The organism is Thermosipho sp. (in: thermotogales), from assembly GCF_020054775.1.
Lineage (GTDB): Bacteria > Thermotogota > Thermotogae > Thermotogales > Fervidobacteriaceae > Thermosipho > Thermosipho africanus.
Genome location: NZ_JAIHAP010000010.1, coordinates 1 through 22,606, shown reverse-complemented (window position 1 = coordinate 22,606; position 22,606 = coordinate 1). Strand labels below are relative to the sequence as shown.

Sequence of the window (22,606 nt, the reverse complement as noted above, 5' to 3'; positions counted from 1 at the left end):
ATCACCTCAATTTTCTTAATCCTTCTACGATTTGTGTTTTTTGTTTTGTTTTTTCATCAACTTTTTTAATAATTTTTGCAGGAACACCAGCTACTACTGAGTTTGGTGGAACATCTTCTATAACAACAGCTCCGGCGGCGATTACACTGTTTTGCCCTATACGTATTCCTTCAAGAATTACTGCGTTTGCTCCAACCATTACGTTATCTTCAATAATTACTGGTTGAGCACTGGGAGGTTCAATTACACCTGCTATAACTGCACCAGCACCAATATGACAATTTTTACCGATTATAGCTCTTCCGCCAACTACTGCATTCATATCTATCATTGTCCCTTCGCCTATTTTTGCTCCTATATTAATAACTGCTCCCATCATTATTACTGCACCGTCGCCGATTTCGACTAAATCTCTAATTATTGCTCCAGGTTCAATCCTTGCATTGTATTTTGCTAAGTTAGCAAGGGGGATTGCAGAATTTCTTGCTTTGATTTCTAATTTGTATTTTTCGATATGTTCTTTGTTGTTTTCAATTAACTTAACTATTTCTTCATACTCACCAAATAAAATTCCAAAATTTTCAGTTCCAAAAAATTCAAAAGACTTAAAGTCTATATTTTTGAGATTCCCTGTTAAGTAAGCAACGGTTAAAGTTTTCTTTTTTGAATTTGCAATTAAGTTTATAATTTCCTGTGTATTCATATGATTGCCTCCTTTATAATGTCTTTGAATGTATAAAAACCACTTTTTTTATTTAAAATAAATTTTGCGGCTTTTAGCGCTCCTAATGCAAAAACTTTTCTTGAGATTGCTCTGTGTTTTATTTCAATTAATTCTCCTTCGTTTGAAAACAAGACAGTATGATCACCAGGGATCCCTCCTAATCTAAGAGAATGAATTTCTACTTCTCTATTTAAAGCATTTTTTAATAAAATAGCAGTACCCGAAGGCTTGTCTTTTTTCTTTGAATGATGAATTTCAGTTATTTCACAATCCCAATCATTAAGCATTTTGGTTGCTTTTTCTAAAAGTTCTAAGAGAATATTAATACCTATTGAAAAATTATATGATTGCACAACAGCAACTTTTTTTGATAAATTTTCTAATATTTTAAAATGCTTTTCTGTAAGTGCAGTAGTTCCAATTACCAGATTGCTATTGTATTTTTCACAATAACTTGAAGTTTTTTCTAGTGCATCCGGCGTAGAAAAATCTACAATAACTTCTGGAAAATCTTCTTCGATTATTTCGTCTTTATCAATGAGTAGAATTGGTGTATGTCCATCATTTGAGAAAACATCTAAAATTACTTTTCCCATTTTCCCTTTAAAGCCCACAACTCCAAATCTCATATAACACCACATCCTTTAAGTGTTTCAGTTATTATTTTCATTGTTGACTCTGAAGCTGGAACAAGTGGTAGTCTCAATTCATTATTTATAAATCCCATTATCGATAAAGCTGCTTTTACAGGGATTGGATTAGTTTCAATGAATAAGTTTTTAAATAGCTTATAATATGAAAAATGAATATTTCTAGCCTTTTCAATTTCCCCATTTTTTATAAAATTAAACATTTGAACCATTTGTAAAGGTATAATGTTTGATGCTACTGAAATTACACCATCTCCACCGCTTGCAAGTAGTTGAAAAGCCGTATCATCATTTCCGGAAAAGATTTTAAAATCTTTTAATTCTTTTAATAATAGTAAATCTTTATTGATTTGTTCAAATGATGAATTTGCTTCTTTTAATGCCTTAACATTTTTGCAGTCACTAGCAATTTTATATACGGTCTCTGGGAGTATATTTATGCCAGTTCTGCTAGGAACATTGTATACAATTATTTCTAAATCTGTATGTTCAGAGATATATTTATAATATTCATACAAGCCATTTTGGGTTGGCTTGTTATAGTAAGGGGTTACAATTAAAAGACCGTCTGCACCGTTTTTTTCGGCATTTTTAATTAATTCTATTGTATGATTTATTCCATTTGATCCTGCTCCAACTATAACTTTGGCTTTATTACCAGATACTTCCTTTGCTTTTTTTATCAATATTTCTCTTTCATCTAGAGAAATGTTTGGTGCTTCACCTGTAGTTCCTAAAACTATTATTGCATTAATTTGATTGTTAATTTGGAAATTTAATAGTTTTTCATAGCTTTCTATATCTAATTTTCCTTCTTTAAAAGGTGTCACAATTGCAGTTCCTATTCCTTCAAACATTTTCCACACCTCCTTCAAGGTAGATACCATCATTTAAGAAATGAACAAAAAGAGTTCCGCCACGTGCCTTTACTTCTATTTTTTCTAAGTTACTTTTGTTGAAGACATATGCACTTGCTGTTGTTCCGCTTCCGCATGCTAGAGTTTCAGCCTCAACACCCCTTTCAAAAGTTCTAATTTTAATTGTTTTTTCATCTAGCACTTGGACAAAATTAATGTTACTATTTAGCTTTTCTCTTAATTGTTTTCCGATTTTGTTAACATCTATAGTTTCTACGTTATCAACAAAAATTACAAAATGTGGTACTCCAACATTTAGAAGAAAACCACTGAAAGAATCGATTGTTAATTTTTGTGGCATATTTGATGCAGGCATTTTAATCATGACACCATTTTTGGTAAGCTTGCCTGTAATTTCTCCAGCATATGTATAAAATTTAACCAAATCTTCTTTAACATACCCTTTTTTCATCAAATAATATAAAAATGTTCTTGCTCCATTACCACAGAATGCAGCTCTATTTCCATCTTTGTTGAAATAATCCATAAAAAATTGGCCATCTCTTTTTTCAACAAAAATTACGCCATCTCTATCTTTTGAATTTTTAAGTACAAAGTTACTTTTTTCTTTGTCGTTTAGTTTTGTGTCTAAAATATCACATACTATAAATGAATTTCCTGTAGCCGTGAACTTTTCAACAATCATAACAATCCCACCATTAACATTAAAATTCTAATCGCATTTGTGGCTGCTCCTACTCTGATGTTATCTGCTACATTCCAAAAAGAAAATGTATATTCATCAATTTTTCTAAGTCTTGAGACATATACATAGTCACTTCCTGCTACATCGATAGGTGTTATTATTTCATTAGTAAGAATAACATTCTTTGAATTTTTAATTTGATTTTCAATGAATGAAATATCATTGAAAGGAAGTTTGGTTTTAACGACAATAGCTTCTGAATGTCCATAAAATACAGGAACTCTCACGGTAGTAGGATAGACATTTATTGAGTAATCATCAAGGATTTTTCTTGTTTCATTAATCATTTTATGTTCTTCGGTACTAAAACCGTCTTCTTCAATTTCACCGATTAATGGAATAACATTGTGAGAAATTTGCTTTGGAAAAACTGTTTTTGATTTATCTCCTTCTAATTGCCTTTGCAATTCTGAGATTGCTTTGTAACCTGCCCCTGAAACAGCTTGGTATGTTGAAACAAATATTTCGTTGATTTTGAACTTTTCATGAATTTTATATAGAGATAAAACCATTTGAATTGTTGAACAATTTGGATTAGCTATTATTCCCCTATAGTTTTTTAATAAATGTCCGTTAATTTCAGGAACAACTAAAGGAATTTCTTTTTCCATTCTAAAAGCGGATGAGTTATCTATTACAATATTTCCTGCTTTTGCAGCAATTGGTGCAAAGATTTTTGAAACAGTTGAACCCGCTGAAAATAGTAAAAAGTCGAATTTTTGTATCATTGAGTCTTCAGTCAATTCTTCAACGACAATTGAAGCGTTATTAAAAGTTAAAGTTTTTCCAGAAGATCTTTTAGATGCAAAGAGTTTTAATTCATTTACAGGAATCTTAAAATCTTCTAATACTTTAATCATTGTTCTTCCAACTTCACCTGTTGCACCTACTATACCAATTTTCATTTGGACACCTCCTAATAAAAAAACTCGCCTCGTGAAGAGGCGTTCGTTGAGAAAATATAAAATTATTCTCAACGATCGGCTCTCCACGGATATTTCCGTGACAGTGGCACAGGTATTCCCTGTACCCCCAGGCATGTAAGGTGGGAGAAACCTTACACCCTTCGGCGTCCTCGCCTTTCAGGCTCTCTCAATATTCTCCCCTTGAAAGAGAACCTTACTCATCTCGGACGCGCCTCCGATCGTATTTGTTAACTATTATAACAGAATTATTAGAAAACATATGTTACAAATTAGTTAATATAGAAAATAGTTTGTTAAATATAACCATTCCAAGTAGTGCGAAAGGATATGTTGCACCGTATCCTGCTGTTACAAGTTCACTTTTTGTTGAGTCCAAAGCAGCTCCTAGTCCTGGAGTACTTGTCATACCACCAGTTATTGCACCAGCAAGTATTATCCAATCAAGTTTGAAGATATATTTTCCTATTATATAACCAACTAAAATTGAAAAGATGGCGCAGACAAATGAAATCACCATAAGATATAAACTTTCTCTGTTGAAATTTGAAATTACCTTATAACCGCTTCTTAGACCAATCGATGATAAAAATATTACAAGACCTAAGTTTTGAAAGACCTTTAGTATATTTTTATTAAATTCAAAACTTAGATTGCCTATTTTTCCAAGTGAGCCTAAAAATAAAGAACTTAATAATATCCCGCCAGTGTTTCCGAGTTTTAAGGATGCAAATTTAAGGTTTAAATTTAAATTTCCAATTAGTATACCTAAAATTATAACTATTGAAAAGCTAATAAAATTAAAATTGTAATCTTTTGAATTATCGATACTTTCAAATTTATATGATTCTTTTTCTTTATTTATATTAATTTTAAAAATTATAGGAATAAAATAGATTGAAAATATTACTGCTAAAACACCGGGTATATAACCAACTGTATAGCCATAAATAATATCGGCAGAGCCTTCTTTTATGCTTTCAAGTGCACTAGCTAGACCAGGTGAGCTTGTCATACTACCAGAAAAAACTCCTAACAAATTGAGGTTGTTTAAATTGGTAAAGTAGGTAAAAAGTAATGTTGAAATAAATCCTGAAAAAGTTATTAAAAAACCCAAAATTATAAATTTAAAGCCGTGAGTTTTGAGAATTTTTTTAATATCTCTTGAAGCAATTAGGCCTATTGAAGATACAAATAAAATGAGTGAGAAATTAAAAAACGTGTTTAAAGTATTTTGAATATTAATTAATTCTTTTTGAGAGTTTATAAACAATGGAAATAGCCAGCCAAAAAAAAGACCAGCAAAAAGTGTACCTGAAGCACCTAGTTTAAAGTTTTTAAATTGAATTTTTCCAAGCAATAATCCACTTAAAATTGAGATGAATAATAGAAAAAATGGATTGCTCATTTTACCCCTCCAATAATTCTTCTATATATTTAGCAACGAAAATCCCCATATTATTTAATTTGTTTTCTTTATACTCTATTGAACCTTCATAGCCTTCGATAATAGCACCTGCATGTCCCATTCTTTTGCCTTTTGGAGCAGTTCTTCCGGCAAAAAAAGACCTGTATATTAGCATTATAACCTTTTTTTAGAAATTTTTCTATACCTATTATTTCATCATTACCGCCTATTTCACTGATGATAACAATTTTTCTTGGATTTAAATGCGTAACAAATTCTAAAGCTTCATCTATTGAAATTCCAATTATTGGATCACCGCCTAATCCAATTGCAATTTTAATACCAGTGGATTTTTTTGAAAGGTAATTGGATACTTCGTACATTAGAGTACCACTTTTTGAAATAATTGCTATATCTCCAGGTTTGAAATCTGATGATGGCATTATTCCAATTTTACTTACTCCTGGAAGAATAATTCCTGGACAATTTGGACCTACAAATGTTATATTTTTCTCTTTTACTTTTTTATATATTTCGATCATATCGTGAATTGGAATGTGCTCAGTTATTGTGATGATTTTTTTAATTCCTGAATCAATGGCTTCAAATATAGCACTTTTAGCATAAAGGGTCGGAACAAAAACCACGCTAGTATCACATTTATATTTTTTTACAGCTTCGAACATGTTATCAAAAACAGGAATATTTTCAATATTTGTTACTTTATTGTTTTTTGAAACTCCACAAACTATATTTGTTCCATATTCAATCATTTTTTTGTGTGAAATTTACCATATTTTCCAGTAATACCTTGAGCACAGACTTTTTCATTTCCATTAATCATGATACTTCCCCTTATTGCAATTTAATCATCTCGTACATATCATCAAAATAAGCTATGTTATTTTCATCTAATATTCGTTTGGCTTCGTTTTCATTGGGTCCGGTAATTCTTACAAGTATAGGAACATTTTTATTTTCGTTTTTGAATTTTACGATTGCTTTTGCTATTTCGTCGCATTTTGTAATACAACCAAATATATTCATTATGATTTTTATACATTTAGTGATTTTAGTGATCTCATTGCTTCTAAAGTTATATTTGAATTTGCTCCACCACCAAGATCCAAAAAGTTGGCAGGTTTTCCACAATATAGATTTACTGCATCCATTGTTGCCATAACTATTCCAGCTCCACAACCGATACTGCCAATATCACCATCTAATTTTACAAAATGAAATGGATATTAATCATTTACAAATTCTTGAGCCCATTTTTGTCTAAATAATGCATTGTCATCAAGATGCATTACACAATCAAGCGCGATTAACTTGCCATTTTCATCTTCTGCAAGAAGATTAATTTCAAGAAGAGTCAATTCTTTTTCAATAAATAATTTATATAGCTAATAACAATATCGTGAAATTTATCAGGCAGCTTTTTATAATCATTTATGTTTAGATTTAAAATATTATTTTTATTGTTTTCAATTTCTATACCACCACTTTCTGAGAAAAGAATTTTTATATCTGTTTAATATTTATTTTTTCTTCAACAAGAATTGCATAAGGTTTTTCACCATGGATATCTTTTTCTAATAGATTTTATGTATTGGTGAAAAATTCGTCTTTTGTGTTTGCAAATTTCCACCTGCTTTCATTCTGCTTTCAACAAGGACTTGACTTTTTAAAACTGCTGGAAGAAATTTTACTTGTAGACTGTCTGAGTTTTTAATTACATAGCCATTTGGTGTTTCATTCCCTGCTTCTTTTAAAAGTTTTTTACCAACAAACTCATGAATTTTCACTATCTCACCTCCAAAGTATTGAAATAAAAAATTTTTTCTCAATCTTCCCTCGAGATTGAGAAACGTTTTGGAATAAAGGCAGGTCTCCTGACTTCCGAATCATCCTACTCTCCACGCCTTCCCAGGAATACTTCCCAGTGGCATACTGTGGATTTCGTCCTCGGTTACAGTGGCGGGGCCGCGCTGGATTTTCACCAGCTTCCCTTTTAAGCCAAATAGGCACCTTTATTCCAAAATAATATTCACTTTTCTAGAGAATTATTATTTTAGAAAAAACCAATTAATTGCGTATTATTCTTCGAAAGCAAATTCATTTTTAATTTTTTTAACGCTCATATTTATTATTGGACTATTGAAAATTGATAGAGCTAGCTTTACTATATACTGTGATAATATCATATTAAACAATACGTTAAGATCATATGAGCCAAAAAAGGATACTACAACGAAAACTATAGAATCTACAAATTGAGTGATTATCATTGAAAAAGCATTTCTAAAAGTAATATTTTCATAGTTGAATAGTTTTTTAGGTAAGTTAAAAGCCCAAATATTAGTATATTGTGCTGAAAGATAAGCTAAAAAGCTTGCTAATATTATTCTTGGAGTTGAATTGAAAACTGTTATATAAGCATTATTTTTGTCAAAAATATTTGATGGTGGATAAAATATTACTAAATATGAATATATTACTAAAATAAGTGAGGCTAAAAATCCAACTTTGATAACCTTTTTTGCCATATTAGCTCCATAAACTTCAAATATTATATTAGATATTCCAAAGCTAAGTGGATAAATTAAAACTGATAAAGTGATAACAAATGGGCCAATATTAACTAGTTTTCCTGCTATTATGTTTGAGATGATAATGACGGCAGTAAACAATCCTGTTAAAAGTATTAACCTTTCCTGTGATTTTTCCATGATCAACCTCCTTATCTATATATTAACAATTCATTTAGCATCTTATTCTATAACATTGTGTAATAGATTTCAAGTAAAAATAAAGTTAATAACCTTAAATCTTTATAAATATGAAAGTTTGTATTGTTAATATTTTTTATAGTTCTAAAAAACTGAAAAATGTTTATTTTTCTGGTATAATAAATAGTAGTATAATAAATAGTAAAGGGGGTAAAAAGTATGAATAATATTTGTTTATATGATGATGGCAAGCATAAATATTACCTTCTTGGTTGGGAAGAGACAGAGGATCCAAATATGGTTCCAACTAATCAATATTTAATTATCCATGAAAATAAAGGTTTTTTATTAGATCCAGGTGGAGCTCATGTTTTTCCAAGGGTGCTTGCAAATGTATCTGAAATTATTGCTCCTGAAAATATAGAAGGAATATTTTATTCGCACCAAGACCCTGATGTTTCCTCTGGAATAACGATGTGGCTTACAATAGCAAGCAGAGCAAAAATTTATATTTCAGAACTTTGGATAAGATTTTTACCACATTTTGGCGTTTTTGATAAAAACAGAATAGTTGGACTAAAGGATAGAGGAGAAAAGGGGGTTAGATTTTCTGGATATACACTTGATTTTGTTCCGGCACATTTTTTGCATGCCCCAGGTCACTTTAATGTCTATGATCCAATCTCTAAAATATTATTTAGCGGTGATATAGGGGTTTCTTTACTACCATTTAGTCAAAGGGTGCAAATATATGAAGGCGACTTTAAAAATCTAGTAAGTGCAATGGAAGGTTTTCATAAAAGATATATGACTTCAAATGCTGCTTGTAAGATTTGGGTTGATAGAGTATCAGAATATGAAATTGATATGATTGCTCCACAGCATGGTGCCGTTTTAAAAGAAAGTGTTGCCAAAGAATTTTTGAACTGGTTTAAGACATTGAAATGTGGTAGCGATATAATTGAACAATTTTACGGGAGATGATAGATATGAAAATAGATGAAAAAACTTTAAATACTTTATCATCGGCTTTTTATGTACAGAATTTGATGTTATCTTTTATGGCACAGTTGGATGAAGTATTAGTTTCAAGGATAAATGATATAAAAGATGATATAGAAAAGATTACCAGTAGATTTGAAGAATTAAATGATAATATTTTTAAGCTTCTTGAGAGTTTTTCAAAAGAAAGTAAAAGTATAGTTGAAAACGTAGAATATGCTACAGAAGTTAATCAGAAAATTAATGATGATTTAAAAAGTCTTGGAACAGATGTTGATAATGTTTCATTAAAATTTAAAGATACAATAGGTAAAACATCAGAAACTTTTGAAAAATTTTCAAAAGTAGAAGAGCTTGTAAAAGCTATACAGAGGATTGCAAAACAAACAAATTTATTGGCATTAAATGCATCTATTGAAGCTGCAAGAGCAGGAGAATATGGAAAAGGATTTTCTGTTGTAGCATCTGAAATTCAAAAGTTGGCTGAAGAATCACAAGAAACATCCGCTAATATTTCAAAGATAATTTCTGAGATTTCAAATTCTGTAAATGAATCTATTAATTCGTTAAAACAAATAGAGGGATTATTTAGTGCAGTGCAAAATTCATTAAGCGAAGCATTAAATTATATGAAAAAGAATATTCAGGTGTTAGTAAGCTCCAAAAAATTGTATGAAGATACGAGTGAAAGTTTGGAAAATGAATATAAATTGTTGTCAAATGCAGTGGAAATTTTAGGTGAAACTTCTAAGGAATTTAATACGATTAGTGAAGTCATACGTTCAATAGTTAAAGCACAAAATTCTTTGAAAAATTTAAAGTTATAGAAAGGAAGGAAATGTATGAAAGAAAAGGCTTTTTTAATTATACATGGTTTTGAAAAGAGAGATGAATTATTTAAATTAATAAAGTTATTGAAAGATAATTTTCCAGAAAAGGAGCTGATTTTTGCAACGACGACTCCAACTAATTTAGAATGGAAACTATCAGATTTGATAGTTGAAATTGAAAAGGAGCATGAATTTATGAAAAAGACGAAGCAGAAGTAGAGAAAGGTTTTGGAGGTGATTCTATTGGCTCGATTAAGAGTATATGAGCTTGCAAGACAACTAGAAATGGATACAAGAGAATTGATGAAGGAGTTACATGAACTGGGAATAGAGATAAAAAGTCACATGAGTTATATTGATGAAGAAACAGTTAATCTTCTTCTTGAAATGTATGGAACCCAAGAGGAAGAAGAGGAACTTATTGAAGAGTATGAAGAATATGAGGAAATTGATGAAGAAGTTAATGGGAAACACTTTAAAAACAAAGAAGGTTCTTTAGAAAAGTTACAAACAAACAAAAAGAAAAATTCAGTAAAAATAACTGAAGAAGATCTAAAATTGGACAAATTTGCTGAAAAAATTGGAATTCCACAAAACAGGATTATACAGGACTTTTTTATGAAAGGTGAAATCCTGAAACCAGGTCAGTCGCTCAATCTGCAACTTGCGAAAAAAATTGCCAGAATGTACGATGTAAGGATTTCATTTGAAACTGAGGAAAAAGAAGAAGTTATAGAAAATCCTTTAATTGAGATAGAAAAATACTTTGAAGAAAAATACAAAAATCCCGAAAATTTGAAAGAAAGACCACCAGTAGTTACAGTAATGGGTCACGTTGACCATGGTAAAACAACATTACTTGATTATATAAGAAATACAAGAGTAGCTGAAAGAGAAGAGGGTGGTATTACCCAGAGCATTGGTGCTTATCAAGTTGAAGTTAATGGCAAGAAAATTACGTTTATTGATACACCAGGACACGAAATTTTTACAGAAATGAGAGCACGTGGTGCTCAGGCTACTGATATAGTTGTTTTAGTTGTTGCTGCTGATGATGGTGTAATGCCTCAGACTATTGAAGCATATAACCATGCAAAATCTGCAAATGTTCCAATTATAGTTGCAATTAATAAAATTGATAAGCCAAATGCAAATGTTGAAAAAACTAAGCAAGAACTTGTAAACAAACTAAATCTCATTCCAGAGGAATGGGGTGGAGATACAATAGTTGTTCCAATATCTGCAAAGAAAGGTCAAAATGTTGATACATTACTTGAAATGATCCTTTTAGTTGCTGAAATGCAAGAAATTAAGGGAATTCCTGATGGACCTGTTAGAGCTGTAACTATTGAATCAAAACTTGACAAAGGTTTTGGACCAGTTGCAAACGTGATAATTAAAGATGGTATTTTAAAGATTGGTGATTATATAATCTCAGGAAAAGTAATGGGAAAAGTAAAAGCTCTTGTTAACGATCAGGGAAAGAGAATAAAAGAAGCTGGACCATCTACTCCAGTTATGATAGTTGGGTTTGAAGAACTACCAGATTCTCATGGAATAGTATATAGTGTTGATTCACTTGATAAAGCAAGGGAAATTTCTGAAAAGATAAGGGAAATTGAACAGAAAGAACTTAGAAGAAAAAGACATATGAAATTGGAAGAAATTTTGAAGATGATGGAACAATCTGAGAGAAAAGAATTGAGATTGGTTTTAAAGGCAGATACTCAAGGTTCACTAATGGCATTATCTGGTGCTATAAATAAATTGCGGAGTGAAGAAATTAGTATAAATATAATTCACTCTGGTGTTGGTTCAATTACTGTAAGTGATGTTATGTTAGCTACTGCATCAGATGCAATTATTCTTGGTTTTAGGGTTAAGGCAGACAGTCAAGCAAGAAAAATGGCTGAAGCTGAAGGTATTCAAATTAAAACATACACGATTGTATATAAACTAATAGAGGAATTACAAGCAGCACTAGAAGGTATGTTAGAGCCAGAAGAAATTGAAGAAATAACTGGTCGTGGAGAAATTAAAAAGGTATTTAAGATAAAAAAAGTTGGCTCCATAGCGGGTGTTCAAATGATTGAAGGTTATGTGGAGAAAGATGGGCTTGTTAAAGTTTACAGAAGTGGTAAACTAGTTTATGAAGGAAAGATAGAATCTTTAAAGCATTATCAACAAGATGTAAAAAGAGTTGATGCACCTCAAGAGTGTGGAATAAAACTTGAAAATTTTGATGATATAAAAGAGGGAGATGAACTTGAATTTTCAGTATTAAAGAAAGTGGCAAGAAAACTAACTTTTGAGGAAGACAAAGGAGAGAAATAAAGATGTTTGTAGATACGACATTACGAGATGGTCACCAATCACTTATTGCGACAAGAATGAGTATTAATGATATGCTCCCAGCCTTGAATGACATGGATGATTTAGGATTTGAGGCGATGGAAGTCTGGGGCGGAGCTACTTTTGATGTGTGTGTAAGATTCTTAAATGAAGATCCATGGGAAAGAATAAAAACTATCAAATCACATTTGAAAAAAACTAAGACTCAAATGCTGTTAAGAGGTCAAAATCTTGTAGGTTACAGACATTATGCTGATGATGTAGTTGAATTGTTTGTCAAAAAAGCAATTGAGAACGGAGTAGACAAAATTAGGGTTTTCGATGCACTGAATGATATTAGAAATTTGGAAAAAAGTATTGAAATTGCTTTAGCCAATGGTGCTCATGTTCAAGGTGCGATTTCTTATACAATTAGTCCTGTTCACACACTTGAGTATTATCTTAATTATGCTCAACAGTTAGTTGAAAAAGGCGTTAATTCGCTTTGTATTAAAGATATGGCAGGGCTTTTAACTCCAAAATTTTCGTTTGAACTAGTTAGTGAGTTAAAAAAGAGATTTAATGTACCAGTTGAAGTACATACTCATTGTACAGCAGGGCTCGGTGATTTGAATTATCTAGCTGCAGTTGAAGCGGGGGCAGATTATTTAGATACGGCACTATCTCCATTTGCTCTTGGAACATCTCAACCACCGTTTGAAGCAATGTATTATGCTGTAAGGGAATATAGAAATTTACCTGATATAGATTGGAAGAAAATATCAGTTTTAGTTGAGCATTTTAAAGCAGTTAGAGAAAAGCATAAAGATTATGATGTTATGATGAAAAGCATAGATTATAGAATTTTAGTTTCGCAAGTTCCTGGTGGTATGTATTCAAATCTTGTCAAACAGCTATCAGAACAAAAAATGCTAAATAAACTTGAAGCAGTTTTAAATGAAATTCCAAGAGTAAGAAAAGATTTAGGTTATCCACCACTTGTAACTCCTACAAGTCAAATTGTAGGTGTTCAAGCAGTTTTAAATGTTCTAACAGGTGAAAGGTACAAGAAAGTGACTAATGAAGTAAAAAACTATGTTAAAGGAATGTATGGAAAACCACCTGCACCAATTGACGAAGAACTCAAGAAGAAAATTCTTGGTGATGAGAAACCAATAGATTGTAGACCAGCCGATTTAATTGAACCTGAGGTTGAAAGAGCAAGGAAAGAAATTGGGGTTTTAGCAGAAACTGATGAGGAGTTATTAATTTATATTTTACTTGGAGAAGTAGGAAGAAAATATTTATATAATAAGTATCAAGAAAAAATTAAAGTTGATCTTCAGCTTGTTGATGAACTTGGGGGAGGTTATCCTGTTTGATTGTAGGTTTGGGAAATGATATTGTAGAGATAAATAGGTTTGATCTAAAACTTGTTGATAGAATTTTAACAGATATAGAAAAAGAGAACAAAAAATTAAACGCCCAATATCTTGCTGGGCGTTTTTCTCTAAAGGAAGCATTTTTTAAAGCAATTGGTACTGGAATATCTAACAATTCATTTAAAGATATTTCTTTTTTAAATAACAAAAACGGGAAGCCCTATTTTGTTATGCATAAAGATTTTAAAGGATTTAATTTTTGTCATATTGCACTTTCTCATGATAAGTTTGCAAATTCTATGGTAGTTCTTGAAAAAATTAAAGGAAAGATATTTTTAGGCCTTGGTAGTAATATAGGAAATAGAGAAGAAAATTTAAAGAAAGCCTTAGAATATATCGAAAACTTTGGAATAAACATTTTAAGAGTTTCAAGTATATATATAACAAAACCTTACGGCTATCTTGAGCAGGATGATTTTTTTAATATAGCAGTAGAGGTTGACACTGATTTATCTCCATTTGAATTATTAAATACAATTATGGAAATAGAAAGGATAATGAAGAGAAAACGAGAAATAAAGTGGGGACCGCGAAATATAGACATTGATATATTATTTTATGGAAACTTGGTTGTAGAAAATGAAAATCTTAAGATTCCTCATTATGATTTCAAAAATAGAGATTTTTTCATAGCTCCCATGTATGAAATTGCAAAAGATTTTGTGGATCCTATTTTTGATATGAGTATGAATGAATATTACTCTAAACTTGAAAAAAATTGGGAGGTAATAAATTGGCAGATGAAGAAATTATAAAGATTGAGGAAATGATTGATAAAGCTATAGAGGAAGAGAATTTTCAGTTACTAAATGAACTTCTCGAGAAGAGAGAAAATCTTTTAAAAAAAGGTATAAGTGAAGAACTTGCAAAATTGATATTAGAAAAAGATAAACAAAGAAAGAATAAGATTTTAGAAATGATGGAACAACTAGGAGTTCAAGCAAAGAATATAAAATTAGGTGAGAAGGCTTTAAAAGGCTATGGTGGTATTGAAGGCCTAAATAATACTGGTGGGAGGTTTAAAGGAAGAGGATGAAAAAGAAAATATTAGAAGCTTCAAAATTTATTGTTGAAAATGGTTTAGTAAAAGGAACATGGGGTAATATATCTATAAGATATGAAGATAAAATATATATAACCCCTTCTGGAATTCCTTATGATATCTTAACTGAAGATATGATAAGCGTTGTAGATTTAAGAGGGAATCATCTTGGAGGCTTAAAGCCTTCATCAGAGCTTCCAACTCATCTAGAAATTTATAGAACTCGCGAAGATGTTAATGCAATTGTTCATACTCACCCCATTTTTTCAACAACAGTTTCATTGGTTGCAGATTATATCCCTCCATTAATAGAGGACTCTGTTATGATATTAGGTTCAAAAATATTGGTAGCCGAATATGCACTTGCTGGTACCCAAGATTTAGCCATAAATGTTGTAAAAGCACTTGGAAATAATAATGCTGTTTTGCTTAAGAATCATGGACTTATTACCGTAGGTGTAGATATTAAAGAAGCTTTAACTGCAAGTTTAGTTTGTGAAAAAACAGCTGAAATATATTTATATGCTTTGAATATTGGCAAATTTTCAACGCTTAGTGAAGAGGACGCGATTATGCTTAGGAATAAGTATTTGAATAGTTATAGACAGATTGAGAAAGATGTAAGATAATAATGTTGGAAATAGTAAGCAATGAGGGGGTTAAATGATGTTTGAAAAAGAAAAATTGGAAAAGATAAAACAGGGAATGGAAAAGTATCAACAAAATGTTGAGAAAGCTGTACAAAGGTTTCCGGAAAGAAAGGAAAAATTTACTTCTACATCAGGATATGAAATTAAAAGGTTGTATACCCCATTAGATGTTGCAGAACTTGATTATGAAAAAGAGTTAGGTTTTCCAGGAATGTTTCCATATACGCGTGGTGTTCAGCCAACAATGTATCGTGCAAGATTTTGGACAATGAGGCAATATGCAGGTTTTGGAACCGCTGAAGAATCAAACAAGAGATATAAATATCTTTTAGAACAAGGACAAATGGGACTTTCAGTTGCATTTGATCTTCCAACACAGATTGGATATGATTCTGATGATCCAATGGCAGAAGGTGAAGTTGGAAAAGTTGGTGTTGCAATAGATTCTCTTGAAGACATGGAGGTTCTTTTTGATGGAATTCCATTGGATAAAGTTAGTACTTCAATGACAATTAATAGTACTGCAGCAATTTTACTTGCTATGTATATTGCAGTAGCTGAAAAACAAGGTGTGCCAATGGAAAAACTTTCAGGTACTATACAAAATGACATATTAAAAGAATATATTGCGAGAGGAACTTATATATTTCCACCACAACCTTCAATGAGAATTATTACTGATATTTTTGATTTCTGTTCTAAAAACATGCCTAAATGGAATCCAATAAGCATTAGTGGTTATCATATAAGAGAAGCAGGTGCAACTGCAGTTCAGGAAGTTGCATTTACTTTAGCTGATGCTATAGCTTATGTAGAAGCTGCAATAAAGGCAGGATTAGATCCAAATGTTTTTGGTCAAAGGCTATCTTTCTTCTTTGCTGCACACAATAACTTCTTAGAAGAAATTGCAAAGTTTAGAGCAGCAAGAAGACTTTGGGCAAAAATAATGAAGGAAAGATTTAACGTTACAAATCCTAAAGCAATGCTTTTGAGATTCCATACTCAAACAGGTGGTTCGACGTTAACAGCTCAACAGCCAATGAATAATATTGTAAGGGTTACAATTCAGGCCTTAGCTGCAGTTTTAGGTGGTACTCAATCTCTACATACAAATAGTTATGATGAAGCTTTAGGACTTCCAACTGAGGAATCTGTAAGAATAGCACTTAGAACTCAACAAATAATTGCATACGAATCTGGTGTAGCAGACACAATTGATCCACTTGCAGGCTCTTATGCAATTGAAGCTATGACTAGTGAGATAGAGAAAAGGGCAATGGAATATATTGAGAAGATTGATCAGATGGGTGGAATGGTAAAAGCAATTGAAATGGGTTATATACAAAAAGAAATACATGAGAGTGCATATAAAGCACAACTAGCAATTGAAAATGGAGAGGATATAATTGTAGGTGTAAATAAATTCCAAATTGAAGAAGATCTTTCTCAAAAAGAAGTGTTAAAGGTTGATCCAGAATTAGAAGAAAAGCAAAAACAAAAATTAAAGAAACTAAAAGTAAAAAGAGACAATGAAAAGGTTAAAAAGGTTTTAAATAATGTAAAAAAGGCCGCATCGAGTGATGAAAATTTAATGCCGTATATTTTAGAAGCAGTTAAAGCTTATGCTACTGTTGGTGAAATTAGTAATGCTTTAAGAGAAGTATTTGGTGAATATACTGAGACAATAATAATTTAATTATACGGAGGTGTTTTAAATGACACAAAAGGGAACATGGATGGTAAAAGAAGGTTTTGCTGAAATGTTTAAGGGTGGAGTAATAATGGATGTTACAACTGCAGAGCAAGCAAAAATAGCAGAAGAAGCTGGTGCAGTTGCAGTTATGGCACTTGAAAGGGTTCCGGCAGACATTAGAAAAGCTGGTGGCGTTGCAAGAATGGCTAGCATTAGTAAAATTAAAGAGATTATGGAAGCAGTTTCTATCCCTGTAATGGCTAAAGTTAGAATTGGTCATATTGCAGAAGCAAGAATATTAGAAGCTTTAGGAGTAGACTTTATTGATGAATCTGAAGTTTTAACTCCAGCAGATGATAAGTATCATATAAACAAATGGGATTTTAAAGTTCCATTTGTTTGTGGAGCAAGGAACTTGGGAGAAGCATTAAGAAGAATTGCTGAAGGTGCTGCAATGATAAGAACGAAGGGAGAAGCAGGCACAGGAAACGTTGTTGAAGCTGTGAAGCATATGAGAACTGTAATGGATGAGATAAGAATGGTTCAAAATATGCCTGATGAAGAATTGGTCACTTTTGCAAAAAATATTGGTGCTCCTGTAAATCTGGTAGCAAAAGTTAAAGAATTAGGAAGACTTCCTGTTGTTAATTTTGCCGCAGGTGGTGTTGCAACTCCAGCAGATGCAGCATTAATGATGATGCTTGGTGCCGATGGAGTTTTTGTTGGAAGTGGAATATTCAAATCGAAAGATCCAGCAAAAATGGCAAAAGCAATTGTTATGGCTGTTACTTACTGGAATGATCCAGAAATGTTGTTAAAAATTTCTGAAGATATTGGGCAACCAATGGAAGGTTTAGAGATAGAAGAACTTGATGTAAAGCTCCAAGAGAGGGGTTGGTAAAAGTTGAAAATAGGCGTTTCTGGGATCCAAGGAGATTTTAGGGAACATAAAGTTATGCTTGAAAAACTTGGAGTAGATGTTAAGGTAGTAAGAAAACCTGAAGAGTTAGATGAAGTTGATGGTTTAGTTATTCCTGGTGGTGAATCAACTACAATGATTAGAATTATGAAAATGGTTAACTTATATGAAAAGCTTAAACAAAAAATTAAAGAAGGATTTCCGGTATTTGGTACATGTGCTGGAATGATTTTACTTTCAAAAGAAGTTGTAAACTTCCCTCAAGACTCTCTAGGAGTAATTGATATTAAGGTGGAAAGAAACGCATATGGTAGACAAGTTGATAGTTTTGAAGAACAGATTGAGGTAAAAGGATTTGAAAAAACATTTAATGCAATTTTTATACGTGCGCCTAAGGTAGTAGATTACGGTGAGAATGTTGAAGTTTTAGCAACTTATATGGATAGTCCAGTGCTATTAAGGCAGAATAATGTTCTTGTAGCATCATTTCATCCAGAATTGACTGAAGATACAAGAATTCACGAATATTTTTTGAATATGGTAAAAAAATAATGTGAAGATTAATAAGTAAATTTTTAAGGCTCCAATTTAATAAATTGGGGCCTTTTTTTCGTTTATTGATATGATATAATATTTTTTAGATAAGAAATTGTTAAATGGGGGTTAATAAATTGAGTATTCCACAGGAGTTAATTTCAAAAATAAAACTTCTTGCTCCAGGAACAAAATTAAGAAAGGCGCTTGATGACATAGTATTAGCAAATTTTGGAGCCTTAATTGTTTTTATTTCAGAAGAAAAATATGAAAAATATTCTGATATTTTTCAGGCTGGATTTAAATTAGAAATCCCATTTTTACCAGAAAAGTTATATGAACTTGCAAAAATGGATGGAGCGATAATAATCGATGATAATGTAACTAAGATATTAGGAGCAAATGTACATCTTGTACCAGACCCAAGTATACCAACTAGTGAAACAGGAACAAGGCATAGAACAGCCGAAAGAGTCGCCAAACAGCTGGGTGAGCTTACAATAGCAGTTTCAAAAAGAAGAAATGTTATTAGTCTTTACTACGGAAGTTATAAATATATTATTAACGATATTAATTTTTTAATTACACGGGTTAATCAAGCTTTAAATACATTAGAAAAGTATAGACAGAATTTTGATAAGATGATTTTAAATTTGGATGTTTTAGAGATTGAAAATAGAGTTAATCTAATTGATGTTGTAGAAATTATCAATAAAGGGATTGAAATTTTGAAGATAAAAGAAGAAGTTGAGCCGTATGTTATTGAACTTGGTGTTGAAGGAAGACTTGCATCAATGCAATTGTTAGAAATAATTGTCGAAATGGAAGATATATTAAAAAATTTGATCCTTGATTATTCTAAAGAAGATATTGATGAAGAAGACGAAGCAATGCAAATTCTAGAAGTTTTAAAGGGGTATAAAGAAAGAAAACCTATTTCAACTGCCAGACTTTTGGGATATGAAGATATAGCTAACATAAACCAATTAAATGATTATCATGTTCAATCTAGAGGTTATAGGTTGTTAAGAAATGTTGCAAAAATTCCAATGACAATTACTCACAATGTGGTAAAGGCGTTTGGGAATGTGTTCTCTTTGAGTAATGCAGATTTTTCTGCTTTAAAGGAAGTTGAAGGTATTGGTGAGAAAAGAGCAAGTGCAATTATTGATAGTATAAATTCAATGAGAAAAAGGATATCCCAAGGTTAGACTTGGGATATCCTTTATTTTTTCTCTTTTAATTTCTTTATTTCTTCTTCAACTTCTTTAGCACCCTCCAAATAGAATTGTTCTTCATCTGGAGATAATTCTTTCAGAAGTCTTAAAAATTCGCCAGCATGCACTTTTTCCTCATTTGCTATGTCATATAAAACTTCTTTTGCAAGTTGGTTATCTGTTGATTCAGCAAGTTGAGTGTATAACTGAATTGCTTCATATTCTGCTGCAATCATGTATCGAATAGCTCTAACTAATTCTTCATGTGAAAGTTTTCTATCATTTTTTAATGATGAAAATGGATTGGAAAATTCTGGCATAGCATTCACCTCTATTTATTAGACTTAAACCAATTTTACCATAAAACTTTAGAATTTATGATTTTGATAATTTTTCAATTTCGTTTATAAATTCTTCCTCTGTTGAATAGATAATATATGCTTTCTCTTTTTCATTGTAAATGTTTGGTAGACTAAAATTAATTTTTTTGCTGGTATAAACTACTATATTATCTTCATATAATTCTATCTTATTAATAGATAATTTAGAAGCAATTATACGCATCCTTGCGTACTTTAGTAAGTTTATAACACTTTGTGGAACTTTTCCAAAGCGATCATTTAATTCATCAATTAAATCAAAAATCATTTGTTCATTTTCAAATGAAGATATTCTACGATATATTCTAAGTCTTTCTATTGGATTTGCAATATACTCTTCTGGTATTATAATTGAACCTTTTAGACCAATTATTTCTGTTTTAATTTCATTAGTGATTTTTCCGTATTCTTTGTTTAGTACTTCTTCTAGTATTTCAAAGTAGTAGTGAAAACCAATATCGTTTATAAATCCATGCTGTTCAAGTCCAAGAATATTTCCAATTCCTCTGATTTCCATATCTTTAAGTGCTATTTGAAAACCACTACCTGGTCCCATAATTTCTTTAATTGCTTTTAATCGTTCTTTGGCTACTTTATTTATTTTTGAAGGATGAAAAAAATATGCAAAAGCTCTTTTATCTGAGCGACCAACTCTACCTCTTAATTGATAAAGCTGAGCGAGTCCATATCTATGTGCATCATCTACAATTAGTGTATTTGCATTAGGAATGTCTACGCCATTTTCGATAATTGATGTTGCGACAAGAACATCTAATTTTCCATGGTAAAATTCTTCGATTACTTTTTCCATTCTCTTTTTTGGCATTTGACCGTTTGCAATATCTATAGATACTTCTGGAACTATTTCTTTTAACTTTTTAGCTACATCTTCTATATCATTAACTCTATTATGTACATATAAAACCTGACCGCCTCTATTAATTTCTCTCATTATAGCTTGTCTGATTATTTTTTCATCGTAAGTATTTACATAAACCTGTATGTTTTTTCTTCCAAAAGGTGGTGTTTTAATAACAGACATGTCTTTTATACCACTTAACGCCATGTGTAAAGTTCTAGGAATAGGAGTTGCACTCATTGAAAGTATATTAACGTTTATCCTTAATTTTTTTAAGGCTTCTTTTTGTTGAACTCCAAATTTTTGTTCTTCATCTATTATTAAAAGCCCAAGATCAGAAAATTTTATTGATTTTAATAAGCCGTGTGTTCCAATAACTACATCAGTAATTCCTGTTTCAATTTTTTGTTTTACTTCATCCTTTTGTTTTTTTGTAAGAGAACTGTCATATAATTCAACGTTTATTCCAAATGGTTCAAACCTTTTTTTAAAGTTTTCATAGTGTTGACGGGCAAGTACTGTGGTTGGGACTAAAACAGCTACCTGTTTTCCGGAAATGGCAGCTTTAAAAGCAGCCCGCATTGCAACTTCTGTTTTGCCATATCCTGCATCTCCTGCGAGTAATCTATCCATATTTTTCTCAGAAGAAAGGTCTTCTGAGACTTCTTGTATAGCTTTTAATTGGTCTTGAGTTTCAATATGAGGGAATGTCTTAGCAAATTCTTTTTCAAGTTCACTATCGCCTGGTAAAGAAATTCCCTTAGTATTTTTTCTAAGTGCATTTATTCTGAGTATTTCTTTTACAATTTTTTCAATTTGTGATTTTGCCTTTTTAACTCTTTTTGACCAATTATTTTTCTTTAGATTATCCAGAGTTACATTTTCATTTGTTCCTATATATTTTTGTACTAAATCTAATCTGTCTGTAGGTACGAAAAGCTTAGAGTCGTTAAATTGTAAAATTAAGAATTCTCTTTCTAAATCTTTTTGAGTAATCTTGGTGGTACCTACAAATTTAGCAATTCCATATTCTTTGTGAACTACAATGTCTCCAATATTAAATTCATCTTCAGATAATACGGGAAGGCTATTAATTTCTTCTTCCTTTTTTTCATCGATTTTTGATTTTTGTATGTCTGAATTTAAATCAATTTCTTTTGCAATTTTTATTATTTCCTTAAAATCTATTCCTGAATATCTTATATAATTTTGTCTAAGATTAGGATCCATAATTAGTTGTCTTATTTCTCTTTCTTTTTTTGAAAAACTTTCTATTACTTTAGGTTTATTAAAGATTTGAAATTCGACATTATAATCTAAAAAAGTTCCATTGTATTTTTCGCCAATCATTGTTTCATGAATAACTGGTTCTATATATTCTCTTGCTGGAAGTATAAGAGCTTTTTCAATTTTTCTAATACTTTTTTGAGTAGAAGGATCAAAATGTCTAATATCTTCAATTAAATTATCAAATAATTCAATACGAGTTGGTACTTCGTTAGGACCATAAAAATCTATTATATCTCCACGTATTGAAAATTGACCGCCTTCCGTAACATTATATACTCTTTCATAACCAAGCTTTGAAAATAATTCTTCAGGTGATTCAAATATATCACCAACTTTTAATTCAATGACATATTTTTT

25 protein-coding genes, 1 pseudogene and 2 riboswitches are annotated in these 22,606 nt (G+C 31.1%); of the genes and pseudogenes, 12 read left to right on the top strand and 14 right to left on the bottom strand.

The genetic code is table 11. The features are described 5' to 3' along the window. Position 1 precedes the first annotated feature (1 nt). From dapD to JG780_RS03315, 12 genes are all read right to left on the bottom strand, one after another. Positions 2-703: a 2,3,4,5-tetrahydropyridine-2,6-dicarboxylate N-acetyltransferase gene (gene dapD / locus JG780_RS03370; RefSeq protein WP_287569193.1), complete on the bottom strand. Its 702-nt coding sequence runs from the start codon at positions 701-703 to the stop codon at positions 2-4. After that, on the bottom strand, positions 700-1,353 hold the full coding sequence (locus tag JG780_RS03365) for a 4-hydroxy-tetrahydrodipicolinate reductase (RefSeq protein WP_287569192.1): 654 nt from the start codon (positions 1,351-1,353) through the stop codon (positions 700-702). The genes dapD and JG780_RS03365 overlap by 4 nt, the downstream gene beginning before the upstream one ends. Continuing rightward, positions 1,350-2,231 carry a 4-hydroxy-tetrahydrodipicolinate synthase gene (gene dapA / locus JG780_RS03360; RefSeq protein ID WP_012579388.1) on the bottom strand — a complete coding sequence of 294 codons (882 nt, stop codon included), beginning with the start codon at positions 2,229-2,231 and terminating at the stop codon, positions 1,350-1,352. The genes JG780_RS03365 and dapA overlap by 4 nt, the downstream gene beginning before the upstream one ends. Then, the gene (gene dapF / locus JG780_RS03355; RefSeq protein WP_004103649.1) at positions 2,224-2,937 is read right to left on the bottom strand and encodes a diaminopimelate epimerase; all 714 of its coding nucleotides are present in this window, start codon (positions 2,935-2,937) and stop codon (positions 2,224-2,226) included. Before dapF ends, dapA begins: the two co-directional genes overlap by 8 nt. After that, on the bottom strand, positions 2,934-3,902 hold the full coding sequence (locus JG780_RS03350; RefSeq protein ID WP_114702389.1) for an aspartate-semialdehyde dehydrogenase: 969 nt from the start codon (positions 3,900-3,902) through the stop codon (positions 2,934-2,936). The genes dapF and JG780_RS03350 overlap by 4 nt, the downstream gene beginning before the upstream one ends. Before the next feature lie 68 nt (positions 3,903-3,970). Continuing rightward, positions 3,971-4,148: riboswitch (Lysine riboswitch) on the bottom strand. 37 nt (positions 4,149-4,185) lie between these two features. Then, positions 4,186-5,328, bottom strand: a complete 1,143-nt coding sequence (locus tag JG780_RS03345) for an aspartate-alanine antiporter-like transporter (RefSeq protein WP_012579385.1) — start codon at positions 5,326-5,328, stop codon at positions 4,186-4,188. Positions 5,329-5,414: 86 nt separating this feature from the next. After that, a complete protein-coding gene (locus tag JG780_RS03340) occupies positions 5,415-6,101 on the bottom strand; it encodes a succinate--CoA ligase subunit alpha (protein ID WP_249030989.1) in 687 nt (228 codons plus the stop codon). An 82-nt stretch (positions 6,102-6,183) separates the two neighbouring features. Continuing rightward, positions 6,184-6,375, bottom strand: a complete 192-nt coding sequence (locus JG780_RS03335; RefSeq protein ID WP_211305589.1) for a hypothetical protein — start codon at positions 6,373-6,375, stop codon at positions 6,184-6,186. Positions 6,376-6,383: 8 nt separating this feature from the next. Next, a complete protein-coding gene (locus JG780_RS03330) occupies positions 6,384-6,509 on the bottom strand; it encodes a hypothetical protein (RefSeq protein ID WP_258167430.1) in 126 nt (41 codons plus the stop codon). 66 nt (positions 6,510-6,575) lie between these two features. Next, on the bottom strand, positions 6,576-6,707 hold the full coding sequence (locus JG780_RS03325; protein ID WP_282956776.1) for a hypothetical protein: 132 nt from the start codon (positions 6,705-6,707) through the stop codon (positions 6,576-6,578). Positions 6,708-6,923: 216 nt separating this feature from the next. After that, complete coding sequence (locus JG780_RS03320) at positions 6,924-7,136, bottom strand: hypothetical protein (protein ID WP_287569191.1); 213 nt, start codon at positions 7,134-7,136, stop codon at positions 6,924-6,926. A gap of 60 nt (positions 7,137-7,196) precedes the next feature. After that, positions 7,197-7,378: riboswitch (cobalamin riboswitch) on the bottom strand. A 49-nt stretch (positions 7,379-7,427) separates the two neighbouring features. After that, positions 7,428-8,060 (bottom strand): queuosine precursor transporter, encoded by a 633-nt coding sequence (locus JG780_RS03315; RefSeq protein ID WP_004103639.1) that lies wholly within the window; start codon positions 8,058-8,060, stop codon positions 7,428-7,430. A gap of 219 nt (positions 8,061-8,279) precedes the next feature. Here JG780_RS03315 and JG780_RS03310 point away from each other — a divergent pair, with 219 nt between their 5' ends. The 12 genes and pseudogenes from JG780_RS03310 to disA all read left to right on the top strand — a co-directional run bounded on the left by JG780_RS03310 (position 8,280) and on the right by disA (position 19,714). Next, complete coding sequence (locus JG780_RS03310) at positions 8,280-9,044, top strand: oxygen-binding di-iron domain-containing protein (RefSeq protein ID WP_287569190.1); 765 nt, start codon at positions 8,280-8,282, stop codon at positions 9,042-9,044. A gap of 365 nt (positions 9,045-9,409) precedes the next feature. After that, positions 9,410-9,889: pseudogene (locus JG780_RS10740) on the top strand (methyl-accepting chemotaxis protein); the annotation flags it as partial. Between the two features lie 15 nt (positions 9,890-9,904). Further along, complete coding sequence (locus JG780_RS03300; protein WP_004103623.1) at positions 9,905-10,111, top strand: DUF3783 domain-containing protein; 207 nt, start codon at positions 9,905-9,907, stop codon at positions 10,109-10,111. 24 nt (positions 10,112-10,135) lie between these two features. Then, positions 10,136-12,226 (top strand): translation initiation factor IF-2, encoded by a 2,091-nt coding sequence (gene infB / locus JG780_RS03295; protein ID WP_287569189.1) that lies wholly within the window; start codon positions 10,136-10,138, stop codon positions 12,224-12,226. 2 nt (positions 12,227-12,228) lie between these two features. Continuing rightward, on the top strand, positions 12,229-13,605 hold the full coding sequence (locus JG780_RS03290) for a pyruvate carboxylase subunit B (protein WP_287569188.1): 1,377 nt from the start codon (positions 12,229-12,231) through the stop codon (positions 13,603-13,605). Continuing rightward, positions 13,602-14,420: a 2-amino-4-hydroxy-6-hydroxymethyldihydropteridine diphosphokinase gene (gene folK, locus JG780_RS03285; RefSeq protein ID WP_287569187.1), complete on the top strand. Its 819-nt coding sequence runs from the start codon at positions 13,602-13,604 to the stop codon at positions 14,418-14,420. The genes JG780_RS03290 and folK overlap by 4 nt, the downstream gene beginning before the upstream one ends. After that, a complete protein-coding gene (locus JG780_RS03280) occupies positions 14,399-14,701 on the top strand; it encodes a flagellar protein FliT (RefSeq protein WP_004103616.1) in 303 nt (100 codons plus the stop codon). Before folK ends, JG780_RS03280 begins: the two co-directional genes overlap by 22 nt. After that, entirely contained in the window at positions 14,698-15,336 is a 639-nt protein-coding gene (locus tag JG780_RS03275; protein WP_114702396.1) for a class II aldolase/adducin family protein, read from the top strand. Before JG780_RS03280 ends, JG780_RS03275 begins: the two co-directional genes overlap by 4 nt. 37 nt (positions 15,337-15,373) lie before the next feature. Further along, positions 15,374-17,053 (top strand): acyl-CoA mutase large subunit family protein, encoded by a 1,680-nt coding sequence (locus tag JG780_RS03270; protein WP_287569186.1) that lies wholly within the window; start codon positions 15,374-15,376, stop codon positions 17,051-17,053. 19 nt (positions 17,054-17,072) lie between these two features. After that, complete coding sequence (gene pdxS / locus JG780_RS03265) at positions 17,073-17,951, top strand: pyridoxal 5'-phosphate synthase lyase subunit PdxS (protein ID WP_004103611.1); 879 nt, start codon at positions 17,073-17,075, stop codon at positions 17,949-17,951. A 3-nt stretch (positions 17,952-17,954) separates the two neighbouring features. Beyond that, positions 17,955-18,521: a pyridoxal 5'-phosphate synthase glutaminase subunit PdxT gene (gene pdxT / locus JG780_RS03260; protein ID WP_004103609.1), complete on the top strand. Its 567-nt coding sequence runs from the start codon at positions 17,955-17,957 to the stop codon at positions 18,519-18,521. 104 nt (positions 18,522-18,625) lie between these two features. Beyond that, positions 18,626-19,714 (top strand): DNA integrity scanning diadenylate cyclase DisA, encoded by a 1,089-nt coding sequence (gene disA, locus JG780_RS03255; RefSeq protein WP_211305590.1) that lies wholly within the window; start codon positions 18,626-18,628, stop codon positions 19,712-19,714. Between the two features lie 14 nt (positions 19,715-19,728). Here disA and encB read toward each other — a convergent pair whose 3' ends face one another. After that, the gene (gene encB, locus JG780_RS03250) at positions 19,729-20,040 is read right to left on the bottom strand and encodes an encapsulin nanocompartment ferritin-likeEncB family encapsulin nanocompartment ferritin-like cargo protein cargo protein (RefSeq protein WP_114702400.1); all 312 of its coding nucleotides are present in this window, start codon (positions 20,038-20,040) and stop codon (positions 19,729-19,731) included. A 55-nt stretch (positions 20,041-20,095) separates the two neighbouring features. Then, positions 20,096-22,606, bottom strand: a 2,511-nt coding sequence (gene mfd / locus JG780_RS03245) for a transcription-repair coupling factor (protein WP_287569185.1), incomplete at its 5' end; no start/stop codon positions are given.

Coding starts and splice junctions, on each gene's coding strand:
- dapD (WP_287569193.1), bottom strand. CDS start 703: ATGAATACACAGGAAATTATAAACTTAATTGCAAATTCAAAAAAGAAA.
- JG780_RS03365 (WP_287569192.1), bottom strand. CDS start 1,353: ATGAGATTTGGAGTTGTGGGCTTTAAAGGGAAAATGGGAAAAGTAATT.
- dapA (WP_012579388.1), bottom strand. CDS start 2,231: ATGTTTGAAGGAATAGGAACTGCAATTGTGACACCTTTTAAAGAAGGA.
- dapF (WP_004103649.1), bottom strand. CDS start 2,937: ATGATTGTTGAAAAGTTCACGGCTACAGGAAATTCATTTATAGTATGT.
- JG780_RS03350 (WP_114702389.1), bottom strand. CDS start 3,902: ATGAAAATTGGTATAGTAGGTGCAACAGGTGAAGTTGGAAGAACAATG.
- JG780_RS03345 (WP_012579385.1), bottom strand. CDS start 5,328: ATGAGCAATCCATTTTTTCTATTATTCATCTCAATTTTAAGTGGATTA.
- JG780_RS03340 (WP_249030989.1), bottom strand. CDS start 6,101: ATGATTGAATATGGAACAAATATAGTTTGTGGAGTTTCAAAAAACAAT.
- JG780_RS03335 (WP_211305589.1), bottom strand. CDS start 6,375: ATGAATATATTTGGTTGTATTACAAAATGCGACGAAATAGCAAAAGCA.
- JG780_RS03330 (WP_258167430.1), bottom strand. CDS start 6,509: ATGGCAACAATGGATGCAGTAAATCTATATTGTGGAAAACCTGCCAAC.
- JG780_RS03315 (WP_004103639.1), bottom strand. CDS start 8,060: ATGGAAAAATCACAGGAAAGGTTAATACTTTTAACAGGATTGTTTACT.
- JG780_RS03310 (WP_287569190.1), top strand. CDS start 8,280: ATGAATAATATTTGTTTATATGATGATGGCAAGCATAAATATTACCTT.
- JG780_RS03300 (WP_004103623.1), top strand. CDS start 9,905: ATGAAAGAAAAGGCTTTTTTAATTATACATGGTTTTGAAAAGAGAGAT.
- JG780_RS03290 (WP_287569188.1), top strand. CDS start 12,229: ATGTTTGTAGATACGACATTACGAGATGGTCACCAATCACTTATTGCG.
- JG780_RS03275 (WP_114702396.1), top strand. CDS start 14,698: ATGAAAAAGAAAATATTAGAAGCTTCAAAATTTATTGTTGAAAATGGT.
- JG780_RS03270 (WP_287569186.1), top strand. CDS start 15,374: ATGTTTGAAAAAGAAAAATTGGAAAAGATAAAACAGGGAATGGAAAAG.
- pdxS (WP_004103611.1), top strand. CDS start 17,073: ATGACACAAAAGGGAACATGGATGGTAAAAGAAGGTTTTGCTGAAATG.
- disA (WP_211305590.1), top strand. CDS start 18,626: ATGGGGGTTAATAAATTGAGTATTCCACAGGAGTTAATTTCAAAAATA.
- encB (WP_114702400.1), bottom strand. CDS start 20,040: ATGCCAGAATTTTCCAATCCATTTTCATCATTAAAAAATGATAGAAAA.